This window comes from Actinoplanes sp. NPDC051859 (genome assembly GCF_044452725.1).
GTDB lineage: Bacteria > Actinomycetota > Actinomycetes > Mycobacteriales > Micromonosporaceae > Actinoplanes.
Window position 1 is genome coordinate 286,294 of sequence record NZ_JBITBX010000006.1, and the last position, 14,517, is coordinate 300,810.

Here is a 14,517-nt window from a genome sequence, read left to right on the forward strand (position 1 = left end):
GCCCTCGTCGCGGCTTGCCGGGACGGCCTAGCGTCGTCGGGGTGGGCATCACGCACCTCGTCGTGGTCACGGCTACGCTGCTGGCGTTGCTGTTCCTTCCCTGCGCGGTAGCCATTGTGGCCTGCGCGGACGGGCTTACCGGGCGGCTGCACGGCCGTGCCGCCCGGCAGGAGGCCCGGGCGCTGCGCCGCCTCGACCGGCTGCTCAGCTCCGGCGGTCCGCCCGTCAGCTCCGGCGGTCCGCCCGTGCCACCCACACCGTGCGGTCCCTCGGTCGCTGAGTTGGAAGCGGATCTGCGGCGGCTGAGCCGGCAGCGCGGCGGCGGTCCCACCGTGCAGTCCACGGTATGGCTGGACGCGGTGGTGCGGGCTTACGACCGCCGGCTGCTGCTGGCCAGCGAGGCCTTCGGCCTGCCTCAGCATCTGACCACGCTGGACGGGATGGACCGGGAGCTGGAGCGGATCCGGGTGGAGGAGAAGCTGCGAGCCGCGGGGATGCGGCTCCGCTAACCGGAGACGGACTTGGGAATGGTGAGCTGTCCCACATCGAGCCCCCAGCACGTGGGTAGACCGTTCGCTTTGACGGCACAGGTGTGAATGGCACTCGCGGAGACTTCGGTGACGCTCCCCATTCCCGACGGCTGCTTGAGAAGATCGCTGAGTCCCCAACATGTCACCGAGTTGTCGAATTTGCGGGCACAGGAGTGGTAGTAGCCGACCGTCACGGAGGCGACCACCCCCAGGCCGGAGGGGACGGACTGGGGATTTCCGGAGATCGCTTTGCCCCAGCACGTGACATTTCCGTCCGTCTTCTTCACCGCACATGCGTGGGAGTCAGACACCGCCACGGCGACGAAAGTGCCGGATGGTGTGCCGCTGACGATGGTGCTGGAGTCGTCTCCCCAGCATCGCAATGAGCCGGAGACGTCGACCGCGCATGCGACATGGTCCGAGACTGCCAGCTGGATGGTCGACTTCAGCGTGGCGGGTGGCGCTGTGGACGCTGGGCCCCAACAGCGAGTCTTGTTGTCCGCGACGTTGATGCCGCAGGCGAAGTCGGCGCCGACGGCAATGGCCGAAAGCGTGCTCGAGCCCGGACTGATGTCGCCGTTCGACGTGTCCCCCCAGCACGTCGCCTTCCCAGTGGAAGCGAGGGCACAGGTTTGGTCCACTCCGGCGGAAATCGCACGTATCGAGCTCAGGCTCGATGGAATCGTTGCCGCACCGGTATCGTGATCCACTCCCCAACATGCCGCGCCCGACGATGCCGAAGATACGCCCACCATGCAGGTGTGGTAGCCGGAGGAAGCGATCTTCGGGCTATGCGGATCGTTGATACGGATCCAGTCGGAACACGATGCATCCAGCACGCAGAACATGTAGCTGTAACTGATTCCGTACCACTTCGTCAAGCTGTCCGTGTAGGACAGGTTTGCGTATACGTTGCTGTAGTTGCCGCACTGCGTCGCGGATTTGAGCATCAGGTTCGTCCGCTCGATGACGGCACTGTTCTCCGCTTTGCGGAACAGCAGGCAGGCGTTTTGCTGCGCGGACCAGTTCAACGTGATCTTAGCTGGACTGCTCGGGTCTTCCACGTAGGACGAGGTGCTACTCTGGCCGCTGCTCACGCCGTAATCTGTGTAGTATCCACGCAGCGTGATTCCCGTTCCGGACACTGTCACGTCCACGCTCAGGTTGAGCTTCTTCAACAGCCCGTCGGGATAGCTGACGCAGTATCGGACATATTGCGCCTGGGTGGAAGTGACGGCGCGATCGCTGCCCACCGATCCGCTGTCGAACACTGTTGAGCTTTGGAAAGCGGAGTCCACCGTGCTCCATGAGGTGCCGTCGCTGCCGACCTGAAGGCTACTTGTCACGTACTGGAAGGCGTTGCTTCCGCTAGCTGAGAATCGCCATTGGCGGACGGTGCTGGTCGTGAACAACTTTGTCGCGGTAGAGCAACCTGAGGTGACGTTCTTGAAGGTGTAGCTGCCCTGTGCCAGCGTCTCGTTCATCGTGGGTTCCAGCGTCAGGGAAGGCGTCCATGACCTCGTGCTGAAAGTCAGCTTCGATGTCACGGCATACTGGTTGGAGAGGTGCCAGTTCTTGAACGATGGGTGAGCGGCCTCGTGGTTCCACCACTGGAAAGTGAGTGGCGCTTCGTAGCGCGCCGAGTCGAAGTCGGCGGTGGAATACGGCGAGACCGAGGTCTTGGGCAGTGTCCGTACGGGTGCGATGTAGCTGGTCTGCGTCGTGGTGGTTCCACTCCAGGTAATCTCGGTGCCGAAGGGGGCGGCGGGGTTGCGTACTTCTTCGATGCCGCCGGCGTAATTGTAGAAGTTGGTCAACGAATCCAGGTTGTAGAGAAAACGCGAATCCGACCGTGCCGCTGATAGGTGCGTCTTCGAATCGGTCGCATTACCGCGGTAGATGCCGAGCTGGTCGGGATCGTAGTTGGTAGGTTTGAGGTATCTAGAGGTGTTGCTGTTGAACGCTGTCCCGAGCGTGACACCCAGGTTGCCGCCGAGTATCAGCCGGGATCCGTCCGGAACGACGTCGGCGACCGCCCTGCCGATCTGGTCGAGCTGATCGGTGCGAGAGTCGTCATTGTTTGGATCCATGCCAGCATTGATCAGAACGTACTTTTTGTCCGCCTTCAATATGCTGGCGATCACGAACCCGCGCTTGTCGCCCGCGACACTCTGATTGGTGAAGGTCTTGTTGTACAGCATGGTGAGCGGATATTTGCTGAGAATCACGGCGCCGCCCGTGCTGGCAGGCTGATCTGCCACGGGCGCACCACCCACGAACTGACTGACGTAGGGAAAGCTCGAGTTGGCATACACGCGGTCGGCGGGATTGGATCCATTCGGGCTCGACCCGGTGCCGTCGCTGCCGCTGCCGTACGTGCCCAGGGCAGAAATGCTCCTGCCCGAACTCCAGAGGCCGGCGACGATAGCGGTCGCGTCGGTGGTGCAGCTCGACGAGCGCATGTTCATTCCCTGCAGCAGAACCACGTCACTATCCAACCTCGCGAGGTAGCTCGCGAGGTACTTCGCGCGTTCGCACCAGTCGTCCAGGAGTCGCGTGTCGAGATTGGCGGCGTAGCTGGTGACGGTCAGCGCGTTGGCGTCCGAACTGTCCCGGGACGGCCAGGGAGCCGCGCCGTCGAATCTGCCGTCCTCGGCTGCCGCACTCGGATACGTGCCGGCCAAAGTCATCGTCGATCCGTTTGCGGACAATGATCCGGTCGTCCCCAGTGACAAGGCGTACTTCCAGGAGGTCGTGGACTCGGATGCCTTAACATAAAATGTCCGGGTTTGCGCCGAGGACTGATCCCATGGTGCTACGAACTTGGAAGTGAGGTCCGCATTTCCGGAGATCCGGCCATCGCCGAAGAACCAGAATCGTCCGATCAGATAGTCCGAGGTGGCGGTCCAGGTGCTGGTTGCCGGATTGATTCCCGGCCCCCGCACGTCAACCATCCATCTGCTCGCCTTCGAGCGGCAGGAGGCATCGGTAACGGCTATGAGCGGAAGGATTTGGCCTGGGGTGACATTGATGTAGTTGGCAGCGGTTTTGGTGGACTGTGCACCGGATGGGTATTGCACGCCGGAGGTACATTTGCCGCTGTCGTCATCCTTGAAGAAGGCGACCTTGACCGTTGACTTGTAGGCGTTTCTGAAGAAGAAGGCATAGTCGGTGGCCGCGTCGTAGCTGTATTGATTCTCGTAGTTTACGATCTCGTTCGCCGCGGCGGCCGGAACGGCAATCAGCGTGGCGATTACCAATGACACCATGGCCGCGGCCGCGGCACGGAACGGCCGCGAGTTCGACACGCGCATCATCGGCTCTCACATCCTCAACTCATGCGCCGGACACGCGCTTTGCCCGTCGTCTTGCGGCGGGTGCTGGTCCTCATACGCGCTGGTCGACTAGGCATGCAGTGTGGAACTGAACGAAGTCTTGGCCTGGTTCGCAGAATTGGCAATGGCCTTTACGGCCGCCGACCGAGTATCAACTCATCCGCATATGGCGGAGCGCGCTGTCCGCGCGAGTCGATGGGCCGCGGCACGGGGATTGATGTGGCTTCCTCGTCGCTCGTCGCTCGTCGCTCGTCGCTCGTCGCTCGTCGCTCCGCGGACGCAGCGGAGAGTGGCCGTCTCAGATAACCCGGGCAGCAGGAGGTCCGGCGAGGGCTGCCCGGGTGCTGGCGCGCGTAGAGCTGGCGGTGGCGCCGGCGGGCTCGGTCAGGAGGTTTCGCGGGCGGCCGGGCCACCGCCGAAGAGGACATCGTCCCAGCTGGGGAGGCGCTTGCGGGGCTTGGCCGGCTCTTCGGACTCGGTCTCGCCCGGCTGGGCGCCCACCGTGCGCCGCGGGCGCAGGACGGCCAGACTGGGGACGGCCGGGACCTCCTTGGGCAGGTCCGCGTCGTCGTCGAAGGCTGAGCCGGCGCCGCCGCCAAGCAGGGCCGCCGCGCCGCCGGCAACGGGCCGCCGGGGCTCGCTCGCCGCCGGGTCGAGCCCGCGACCGTGCCGCTCACTGCTCAAGGGGCGGTCGAGAGAGGCCAGCAAGGCGTCGCGTCCGGCGCGGATCGGGTCCCGGGTGGGGCGGGGCGAGTCAGCGACCGGCAGGCCGCGCCCGCGAGCAGGCTCGGTAGTGCGCATCGGGCCGGGCAGGCCGTGGCCGCCACGCTCATGCGGAATGCGCTCGGGGGCGGGCTCCTGACCGAGGATCTGCGTCGGACGCTCGGCACACAGGTATTGCGCCATGTCGTCGTGTGGGGAGACGACCTGCCGGGCTCGGTCGAGGTCCCACATGGCCTGGGCGGTTGCCTTACCGGACGGCCAGGTGGCGACGATCCGCCAGGTGCCGTCGTCGCGGCGGAACGCGTCCCAGGAGATCTTTTCGGTGTCGATGCCGTGCTGGGCGAGCCGGCTGTCGACCACCTCGGCCAGCGGGGCGCCGGAGTCCGAGGTCTTCAGCCGGGTGCGCCGGGCGTGCTGGGCCAACATCGCGCGCTCCTGCAGCACCGGGCCGGCGTAGCGCAGGACCCGGTCGACCGGGACGCCCGCAACCCGGGCGACGTCCTCGGCGGACTCGCCCGAGCGAATCCGGGCCTGGATGTCGCGCGGGGACAGGGACGCCATGCTCTCCCCGGTCACCGCCACCGCGGAGCTGTTGGTGGTCACCACCGTGCCGGTGCCGCCCTCGTGATGCAGGGCGCCGCTGATCCGGTCGTCGATGGGGAGTGCCAGGAGCCGGCCCACCTCGTCGGCGAGCACCAGAGCCTGACCGTCCTCGGAGAGGGCCACGAAGCGTACCGGCCGCATGCGTTGCCTCCGTCGGTTCGCTGGCCTGATCCCGAGCGTCAGCCACCCGGGCGCGTTTCTCCAACACGGTACGCGCCTTGGTCACCCAATGGTGGTATGCCACGCCGTCGAAGTCATTGACCAGCAAAGATGATCTTCAACGGGTAACACCTTGCCGCGTGGGCGCCGGAGTTCTAGAAAGGCACCCATGACCGTCGAACTCCGCCCCGTGACCAAGGACGACTTCCGGGCTGTCATCAAGCTGGAGGTCACACCCGAGCAGTCCGACTTCGTGTCACCCAACGTCGTCGGCATCGCCGAGACGCACATCCGCCCCCAGGCCGAGCCGCGAGCAGTGTATGCGGACGGCGAGCTGGTCGGCTTCGTGCTGCTGCATCCCGGCGATGACCCCGGGCAACACTGCCTGGTCCGGCTGATGATCGACCACCGTTTCCAGGGCCGCGGGCTCGGGCGGCAGGCGCTCGAAGCAGCCGTCGCCTACGCCGCGACCGAGCATGCGGCCCGGTCCGTCCGGCTGAGCTTCGTGCCCGCGAACGACCGTGCGCGGGCGCTCTACCGATCGGCCGGCTTCGTCGAGACCGGCGAGCTCGACGACGGCGAGATCGTCATGGTCCGCCAGCTCACCGCCGGGTGATCAGGTAGTCGATGCACCTGGTCAGCGCTTCGACGTCGGCGGGGTCCACCGTGGGGTAGAGGGCGATGCGCAGCTGGTTACGGCCGAGTTTGCGGTACGGCTCAGTGTCCACGATCCCGTTCGCGCGGAGCACTCCGGCGAGTGCTGCCGCATCCACCCCCTCGGCGAAGTCGATCGTGGCGACCGCCTGCGACCGCAACGCCGGGTCGCTGACGAACGGGGCCGCCACCTCGGAGCGGTCGGCCCAGCCGTACAGGGCGGTGGCGCTGTCCGCGCAGCGCTTGGCGGCCCAGGCGAGACCACCCTGGGCGTTCATCCAGTCCAGTTGCTCGGCCGCGAGGAAGACAGTGGCCAGCGCGGGCGTGTTGTAGGTCTGGTCGAGCCGGGACTGCTCGATCGCGGTGACCAGGTCGAGGAACTGCGGGATGTACCGACCCGAGGCTTTGATCTCGTGCGCCCGGGCGATCGCTGCCGGGGACAGCAGGGCGATCCACAGGCCGCCGTCGGAGCCCAGAGCCTTCTGCGGGGCGAGGTAGTAGACATCAGTCTCGGTGAGGTCGACCTCGAGACAGCCGCCGCCCGAGGTGGCGTCGGTCAGCATCAGCGCGCCCGGGTCGGCGCCATCGACCCGCTTCACCGGTACGGCGACGCCGGTCGACGTCTCGTTGTGCACGCTGGCATAGGTGTCCACGCCCGACTCGGCGCGCAGGTAGGCCGCGCTGCCGCCGGGTGCCTTGTGCACGGTGGGCTCGGCCAGGAACGGCGCGTCGGTCACCGCCTTCGCGAACTTGGCGCCGAACTCGCCGAACTCGGCGAACTGGGCCTTGTCGTGGATCAGTCCGAAAGTGGCGGTCTCCCAGAAGGCGCTGGTGCCACCGTTGCTGATGACCACCTCGTAGCCGTCGGGGAGGGCGAAGAACTCGGCGACTCCGGCGCGCAGCCGGGCCACCTGGTCCTTCACCGTGCGCTGGCGGTGTGACGTGCCGAGGAAGGACTCGGCCACCCGGGCCAGTGCCTGGACACCCTCGGGGCGGACCTTGCTCGGCCCGGACCCGAACCGGCCGTCGACGGGCTTGAGGTCGTCGGGGATGCGGATCGGATCAGTCACGGGGGGCCTCTCGGACGGCGATGCGGCGCTACAGATTATGGCGGACCGCGTCCCAGCCCTCCACGTCCTGCGGCTTGCGGGTGGGCGGTCCCACGTAGTGGGCGCTGGGGCGGACGATCCGACCGAGCTTCTTCTGCTCCAGGATGTGTGCACTCCAGCCGGCCACCCGCGCGCAGGTGAACATCGAGGTGAACATGTGCGCGGGCACTTCGGCGAAGTCGAGCACCACCGCGGACCAGAACTCCACGTTGGTCGCCAGCACCCGGTCGGGTTTGCGCGCCTGCAACTCGGCGAGGGCGGCGCGTTCCAGCGCCTCGGCCACCTCGAAGCGGGGCGCGCCGAGCTCCTTGGCCGTACGGCGCAGGACGCGGGCGCGCGGGTCCTCGGCACGGTAGACGCGGTGGCCGAAGCCCATCAGGCGCTCGCCGCGGTCGAGGACACCGCGGACGTACCCCTCGGCGTCGCCGCTGCGCTCGACGGCTTCGATCATGTGCAGTACGCGGGAGGGCGCTCCGCCGTGCAGCGGGCCGGAGAGCGCGCCGATGCCGGAGGAGATGCAGGCGGCGGCGTCGGCGCCGGTGGACGCGACGATCCGGGCGGTGAAGGTGGAGGCGTTGAGGCCGTGCTCGGCGGCGGAGATGAAGTAGGCGTCGACCGCCTTGACGTGGCGGGGGTCGGGCTCGCCGCGCCAGCGCTTCATGAACCGTTCGACGATGGTCTGCGCCTTGTCGATGTCCTTCTGCGGCACGGCGGGCAGGCCCAGGCCGCGGGCGGCTTGCGCCACGAACGACAGCGCGGTCACCGACACCCGGGCCAGGTCGGTGCGGACCTGCTCGTCGTCGATGTCCAGCAACTGGGACAGTCCCCAGTACGGCGCGAGCATCGCCACCGCGGATTGGACGTCGACTCGGATGTCGCCGGAGTGCACCGGCACCGGGAACGGCTCGGCGGGCGGCAGCCCAGGCCCGAACCGGCCGTCGACCAACAGCGCCCAGACGTTGCCGAAAGACACCTGGCCGATGAGGTCCTCGATGTCGACCCCGCGGTAGCGCAGCGCGCCGCCGTCCTTGTCCGGCTCGGCGATCTCGGTCTCGAAGGCGACGACGCCTTCCAGGCCGGGCTTGAAATCGGACACGACGCCTCCTGGGGGACCCGGCCCGTGCGAAGCCGTGGGTGTCTCATCTTGCCCGCCGGTGACCTGCCGGTCGACCCGCGGGAATGTGCTGTCTGCGACACCTATCCTCGCCGAGGGGACGTGGCGGCGTACACGACTTAGGTTCGTTGGGTGGATCCCGATCAACCGTCGCCCGCCGCGATGCGGCGTGACTACACCGAGCGTGGTGCGCTGCTGGAGACGGACCTGGCCGCGACCTGGTCCGAGCAGTTCGCGCGCTGGTTCGCCGACGCGCTGGAGTACGCGCTCCCCGAGCCCAATGCCATGATCGTCGCCACCGCGGACCCCGGCGGGCGGCCCAGTGCCCGGACCGTGCTGCTCAAGGACTTCGACGAGCGCGGCTTCGTGTTCTTCACCAACTACACGTCCCGCAAGGGCGTCGAGGCGCTGACGAACCCGCAGCTGAGCCTGGTGTTCCCCTGGTTCGGTATGCAGCGCCAGGTCATCGTGGGCGGCAGTGTGGCGAAGGTGGACCGCGCCGAGACCGAGGCCTATTTCGCGACCCGGCCGCGCGGCTCCCGACTCGGCGCCTGGGCCAGCCCGCAGAGCACGGTGGTGCCCGACCGGGCCGCCATCGACGCCGGACTCGCCGCCGTCACCGAGCATTTCGGCACGGACGACGAGGTGCCTGCCCCGCCGCACTGGGGCGGCCTGCGGGTCACCCCGGAGACGGTCGAGTTCTGGCAGGGCCGCAGCAACCGCATGCACGACCGGCTGCGCTACCGCCGGGTCGGCGAGGGCTGGATCGTCGAGCGGCTCGCTCCGTGAGCCGGGAGCCGGTCGAGTTGTGCCGGGAGCCGGTCGAGTTGTGCCGGGAGCCGTCGAAGTGAGCCAGGAGCCCGTCGAGGCCGCCGAGAAGGTCGTCGAGGCGCCGGAGCGCAAGAGCTGGATGATCGACGTGCGGCCGCTGCGCGAGGTCGCGTACCGGCGGATGTGGCTCGGCAACGGCCTGTCCTTCTTCGGCTTCCAGTTCACCGCGGTCGCCGTGCCGGTGGAGATGTACGCGATCACCGGCTCCTCGGCCTGGGTGGGACTGCTCGGCATCGCGGGGCTCGTACCCCTGCTGATCTTCGGGTTGTGGGGTGGCGCCGCCGCCGACGTGGTGGACCGCCGCAAGCTGCTGCTCGCCAGCTCCACCCTGGCCTGGATCGCCACGATCGGCCTGCTCGTGCAGGCGCTGGCGGGCGCACGTAGCGGTGTGCTGCTGCTGGCGCTGACGGCGGTGCAGTCGGCCGGGTTCGCGATCAGCTCGCCGACCCGGCAGGCGATCATCCCGCGGATCGTGCCGACCGCGCTGGTGCCCGCCGCGAACACGCTCTCCTACACGACGACCACCGCGGGCGGGGTGCTCGGGCCGCTGGCCGCGGGCCTGATCTTCGCCACCTGGTCGACCGGCACCGGCGTGACCGTCGCGTACGCGGTGGACGTCGCACTCTTCACCATCTCGTTCTGGGCGGCCTACAAGCTGCCGGCCATCCCGCCGGTGCACGACGACGCCGAGGGCGAGAAGCCGACCGCGGGGCTGCGGGGCATCATCGACGGCCTGCGGTTCCTGGTGACCCAGCCGGTGCTGCTGCTGTCGTTCGCGGTGGACATCGTGGCCATGGTGTTCGCGATGCCGCGGGCGTTGTTCCCGGAGATCGCGGCGGACCGGTTCGGCGGCGGTGCCGCGGTCGGCTGGCTGTTCGCCGCGATCGCGATCGGCTCGGTGGTCGGCGGGCTCACCTCCGGCTGGATCGGCCGGGTCCGGCGCCAGGGTGTGGCCCTGGTCTTGGCGGTGGTCGGCTGGGGTGTCGCGGTGGGCTTCGCGGGAATGGCGAGCTCACTGTGGCTCATGGTGCTGCTGTTGGCGATCGGCGGCGCGGCCGACCTGGTCAGTGCGGTCTATCGACAATCGATCTTGCAGGTGTACGCCCCGGACCGGATGCGCGGACGGCTCCAGGGCGTCTTCACGGTCGTCGTGGCGGGCGGCCCGCGCCTGGGTGACCTGCGCGCGGGTGCGACCGCTGAGGTCACCGGGCCGACGCTGTCGTGGGTGGGCGGTGGTTTCGCCGCCGCGGGCCTGGCCGTGGCGCTGGGCCTGGCGTTTCCCGCCCTGCTGAAATACCGACCTCCGGCTGACGCTGAGCCGAACAGATAATGTCTCTCGCATGACCGAGCGTAGCGAGGGCATCAGCAAACTCAGCCTGCTCGTGCCTCGCGGCACCGGGGAGCGAAGCGAGGCGGTGGCGTGAGCACTGTCGTGGCGGCGAAGTCTGGGTTGCAGTGGACGATCGAGGCCGGTGGTCAGCGTGCGACGGTCGCGGAGATCGGCGGGACGCTGCGGGAGTACGCGGCGGGCGATCACGAGGTGCTGGACGGGTTCGGGCCGGACGAGATCGCGCCCGCCTCGGCGGGACAGTTGCTCGCGCCGTGGCCGAACCGGATCCGGGACGGGCGCTACACGTTCGAGGGCACGGCGTACCAGCTGCCGCTCACCGAGCCCGGCAAGCACAACGCGATCCACGGGCTGAGCAACTGGGCGCGCTGGCGGCTCGCCGAGCAGGCGCCGGACGCCGTGACCTGTGAGTTCGACCTGCCCGCGCAGGTGGGCTACCCGTGGTCGCTGACGCTGCGGACCCGGTGGCGGGTCGGCGCCGACGGGCTGCGCTCCGAGCAGGAGGTCACCAACACCAGCGACGGGAACGCGCCGTGGGGCTTCTCGGTGCATCCGTACGTACAGTTGCCCGGGGTTTCGGTGGACGACACCCTGCTCAGGGTGCCGGGCCGCAGCAAGGTCATGACCGACAACCGGTTGCTGCCGATCGGTCTGGTCAAAGTGACCGGGAGTGAATCCGACTACGTCGAGCCCCGCCGCCTCGGTGCGGAACGGCTCGACACGACCTGGGGTGACCTGGTCACCGACCCGGACGGCGGTTCCTCGGTGACCGTCGCGGCGCCCGGCGGCGGGCCCGCGGTGACGGTCTGGGGCGACGGGAACTTCAAGTGGTGGCAGGTGTTCACCGGCGACTCGCTGAGCGGCGCGCGGTTCCGCCGGTCGTTCGCGATCGAGCCGATGACCTGCCCGCCGGACGCCTTCCGGTCCGGCCGCGACCTGGTCGTGCTGGCGCCCGGACAGACCTGGCGGGCGGCGTGGGGGATCCGGGCGGCGGCGCGTTGACCGGCGCCGAGCCGACCGGCCGCGGACCGGCGGGCTGACGCCGTGGAGTTCGACGAGGTGCTGCGGAAGCGGCGGATGGTCCGCACCTACGATCCCGACCGGCCGGTGCCGCCGGAGCTGGTCGACAAGCTGATCAAGCATGCGCTGCGGGCGCCGTCGGCGGGCTTCTCCCAGGGCTGGGGCTTCCTGGTGCTGCGGCAACCGGCGGACCGGGAGCGGTACTGGGCGGTCACCGCCGCGCCGGGGCCCGGGGACGCCTGGCTCACCCGGATGCGCACCGCACCGCTGATCATCGTCGCGCTGTCGAACAAGTCGGCCTACCTCGACCGCTATGCGCAGGCCGACAAGGGCTGGACCGACCGGGACGAGGCGCGGTGGCCTGTGCCGTACTGGGATGTGGACACCGGCTTCGCGGCGCTGCTCATGCACCTGACCGCGGTGAACGAAGGGCTGGGCTCGCTGTTCTTCGGCCTGCCCGCGGAGCGGATCGGGGCCTTCCAGGAGGCTTTCGGCATACCAGAGGAATATTCGCCGGTCGGGGCATTGGCCGTGGGCTATCCGGTGGCCGACAAGAGGTCTCCGTCACTTCGCCGGGGACACCGTCCGGTGGACGAGGTGGTGCATCATGGCCGATGGATGACACCTGAGGATGCGCCGCGCGCATGAGCGCTGACTCTCCGGTGACACCGTCGCGGGCGGCGCCGGTCGCCGGCCGGATCGGCTCGCTAGGCTGACAGGCGTCTGGGCCGTCCGCCCGGCGAGGGACCAGACGAGGACCGGAGGGGAGCGTGCCGTCGTGATCTTCAAAGCGGTACGGGACGGAGCGCCGTACCCCGACCATCACACGACGCTGAAGGCGTGGGCCGAGATCCCGCCGCGGCCGATCCGCCTGGCCGACCTCATCACCACCAAGCGTGAACTCGCCCTCGACAAGCTCCTCGCCGAGGACTCGACGTTCTACGGCGACCTGTTCCCGCACGTCGTGGAGTGGAACGGCGGTCTCTACCTCGAGGACGGCCTGCACCGGGCGCTCCGGGCGGCCCTGCAACAGCGCAACCAGATCCACGCGCGAGTGCTCGTCCTGGACAACTAACGCTGTTAGTTTTATGGGCATGCCCGTCTCCCCGCTGGATCTGCTGGACCTCGACGACCTGCTGAGCGACGAGGAACGCGACGTCCGCGCGCTGGCCCGCCGGGTCGCCGACGAACGTGTCCGCCCGCACGTCGCCGACTGGTACGAGCGCGGCACCGTCCCCGTCCGCGACCTGGCCCTCGAGTTCGGCAAGCTGGGCTTCCTCGGCATGCACCTCACCGGCTACGGCTGCGCGGGCTCGTCCGCGGTCCAGTACGGCCTGGTCTGCATGGAGCTGGAGGCGGCCGACTCGGGCGTCCGCTCCCTGGTGTCGGTGCAGGGCTCGCTCGCCATGTACGCCATCTGGAAGTTCGGCAGCGAGGAGCAGAAGCAGCGCTGGCTGCCCGGCATGGCCGCGGGCGAGCTGATCGGCTGTTTCGGGCTGACCGAACCGGACCACGGCTCCGACCCGGGCACGATGGCGACCCGCGCCCGCCGCGACGGCGACGACTGGGTGCTGCACGGCGGCAAGATGTGGATCACCAACGCGCCGCTCGCCGACGTGGCGGTGATCTGGGCCCGCGCGGACGACGGGGTGCTGGGCTTCGCCGTGCCGACGGACACGCCCGGTTTCTCAGTACGGGAAGTGCACAAGAAGCTCTCGTTGCGGGCGTCGGCCACCGGCGAGATCACTCTGGACGACGTCCGGGTGCCCGAGTCCGCCCGGCTGCCGCTCGCGCACGGCCTGAAGGGGCCGCTGACCTGCCTCACCGAGGCCCGGTTCGGCATCGTCTGGGGTGCGCTGGGCGCGGCCCGGGACTGCCTGGAGACCGCCATCGCGTACGCGGGTGCCCGTGAGCAGTTCGGCCGCCCGATCGCCGGTTTCCAGCTGACCCAGGCGAAGCTGGCCGACATGACCCTGGAGTTGCAGAAGGGTTACTTGCTGGCGCTGCACCTCGGGCGGCGCGCGGACGCCGGGGGGTTGCGGCCCGAGCAGGTCAGCGTCGGCAAGCTCAACAACGTCCGGGAGGCGCTCACGATCGCCCGGCAGTGCCGCACGATCCTCGGCGCGAACGGCATCAGCGGGGAGTACCCGGTGCTCCGGCATGCCAACAATCTGGAGAGCGTGCTCACGTACGAGGGAACTTCCGAGGTGCACCAGCTGGTCATCGGGCAGAAATTGACTGGTTTGAACGCATTCGCCGGGTGAGCCGCTGCGCCTGTCGTACCTCTTCCGTACCGTGGGAATCAGAGCCCACAGAAGGAGGGGTGACCGAGATGGCAATCGACGAGCCGACCAGGGAATACCCGGCAGTGGACGAGCCCGCGGCACCAGTGGTCGCGCCCGCCCCCGAGCCCCAGCCCCGCGGTCCTGGTGCCTTCGTGCGGGTGCTGCTCTTCACCGGCGTCGTCTTCGCGGTGATCGTGGCGCTCTGTCTCGGCCTGCGGGCGATCAACGTGCTGCCGAGCTTCGACAACCCGTTCGCCGACAAGACCACCGACCGCAGTCAGCCCGTCCTGCTGCAGTCGATGCGGGACCTGAGCCGGTTCGTGGCCGCCGACGGCACTTTCCAGGTCATCGTGGACCTGCAGGAGAACAAGGACAACATCCCGGACTTCCTGGTCAACAAGCGCACGCTGTTCGTCGGCTCCGGCACGGTCGAGGAGTACGTCGACTTCGGCCAGATCGCGTCCGAGTCCTTGACCGTGGACGAGGCGAACAAGTCGGTGCGGATGAAGCTGCCCGCCCCGCAGCAGGGGCAGGCCGCCCTGGACATGCAGCGCAGCTACGTCGTGGCCGAGGAGCGGGGCCTGCTCAACCGGATCGGCGACGCGTTCTCCAGCGACGCCGCTCAGCAGCAGCGGGTCTACCAGCTCGCCCAGCAGCGGATCACCGAGGCCGCCCAGGGCAGCGGGCTGGACCAGCGGGCCCGGGAGAACACCCAGAAGATGCTGATCAGCCTGTTCAACCGGCTCGGCTACACCACCGTCACGGTCGAGTTCGCCACGCCCTGATCATCTAGATCGGTTGATACT

Annotated in this window: 13 protein-coding genes; 9 read left to right on the forward strand and 4 right to left on the reverse strand. The window is 68.6% G+C overall.

All coding sequences use genetic code 11. The features are described 5' to 3' along the window. The first annotated feature begins 41 nt into the window (after positions 1 to 41). Complete coding sequence (locus ACIA1L_RS18010) at positions 42 to 509, forward strand: hypothetical protein (protein ID WP_396073855.1); 468 nt, start codon at positions 42 to 44, stop codon at positions 507 to 509. Here ACIA1L_RS18010 and ACIA1L_RS18015 read toward each other — a convergent pair. Further along, positions 506 to 3,847, reverse strand: coding sequence for a hypothetical protein (locus ACIA1L_RS18015; protein WP_396073856.1), 3,342 nt, complete (start codon positions 3,845 to 3,847; stop codon positions 506 to 508). The two genes, ACIA1L_RS18010 and ACIA1L_RS18015, sit on opposite strands and share 4 nt — an antisense overlap. A 402-nt stretch (positions 3,848 to 4,249) precedes the next feature. Then, a complete protein-coding gene (gene sepH / locus ACIA1L_RS18020; RefSeq protein ID WP_396073857.1) occupies positions 4,250 to 5,332 on the reverse strand; it encodes a septation protein SepH in 1,083 nt (360 codons plus the stop codon). A 187-nt stretch (positions 5,333 to 5,519) separates the two neighbouring features. Here sepH and ACIA1L_RS18025 point away from each other — a divergent pair, with 187 nt between their 5' ends. After that, entirely contained in the window at positions 5,520 to 5,966 is a 447-nt protein-coding gene (locus ACIA1L_RS18025; protein WP_396073859.1) for a GNAT family N-acetyltransferase, read from the forward strand. Here the strand turns inward: ACIA1L_RS18025 and serC are convergent. Both serC and ACIA1L_RS18035 read right to left on the reverse strand, forming a co-directional pair. Next, positions 5,953 to 7,074, reverse strand: coding sequence for a phosphoserine transaminase (gene serC / locus ACIA1L_RS18030; protein ID WP_396073860.1), 1,122 nt, complete (start codon positions 7,072 to 7,074; stop codon positions 5,953 to 5,955). The two genes, ACIA1L_RS18025 and serC, sit on opposite strands and share 14 nt — an antisense overlap. A gap of 28 nt (positions 7,075 to 7,102) precedes the next feature. Continuing rightward, a complete protein-coding gene (locus ACIA1L_RS18035; protein ID WP_396073862.1) occupies positions 7,103 to 8,209 on the reverse strand; it encodes a citrate synthase 2 in 1,107 nt (368 codons plus the stop codon). A 150-nt stretch (positions 8,210 to 8,359) separates the two neighbouring features. Between ACIA1L_RS18035 and pdxH the strand changes: the two genes are divergently transcribed. From pdxH to ACIA1L_RS18070, 7 genes are all read left to right on the forward strand, one after another. Beyond that, a complete protein-coding gene (gene pdxH / locus ACIA1L_RS18040; RefSeq protein ID WP_396073863.1) occupies positions 8,360 to 9,016 on the forward strand; it encodes a pyridoxamine 5'-phosphate oxidase in 657 nt (218 codons plus the stop codon). A gap of 58 nt (positions 9,017 to 9,074) precedes the next feature. Continuing rightward, positions 9,075 to 10,388 carry an MFS transporter gene (locus ACIA1L_RS18045; protein ID WP_396073865.1) on the forward strand — a complete coding sequence of 438 codons (1,314 nt, stop codon included), beginning with the start codon at positions 9,075 to 9,077 and terminating at the stop codon, positions 10,386 to 10,388. A 90-nt stretch (positions 10,389 to 10,478) separates the two neighbouring features. Then, a complete protein-coding gene (locus ACIA1L_RS18050; protein ID WP_396073867.1) occupies positions 10,479 to 11,408 on the forward strand; it encodes an aldose 1-epimerase family protein in 930 nt (309 codons plus the stop codon). Between the two features lie 42 nt (positions 11,409 to 11,450). Next, positions 11,451 to 12,074, forward strand: a complete 624-nt coding sequence (locus ACIA1L_RS18055; RefSeq protein ID WP_396073869.1) for a nitroreductase family protein — start codon at positions 11,451 to 11,453, stop codon at positions 12,072 to 12,074. Positions 12,075 to 12,204: 130 nt separating this feature from the next. Then, entirely contained in the window at positions 12,205 to 12,501 is a 297-nt protein-coding gene (locus ACIA1L_RS18060; protein ID WP_396073870.1) for a type II toxin-antitoxin system VapB family antitoxin, read from the forward strand. A gap of 19 nt (positions 12,502 to 12,520) precedes the next feature. Beyond that, on the forward strand, positions 12,521 to 13,690 hold the full coding sequence (locus ACIA1L_RS18065) for an acyl-CoA dehydrogenase family protein (protein ID WP_396073871.1): 1,170 nt from the start codon (positions 12,521 to 12,523) through the stop codon (positions 13,688 to 13,690). Between the two features lie 68 nt (positions 13,691 to 13,758). Continuing rightward, positions 13,759 to 14,496, forward strand: a complete 738-nt coding sequence (locus tag ACIA1L_RS18070; protein WP_396073873.1) for a DUF4230 domain-containing protein — start codon at positions 13,759 to 13,761, stop codon at positions 14,494 to 14,496. Positions 14,497 to 14,517: the final 21 nt, after the last annotated feature.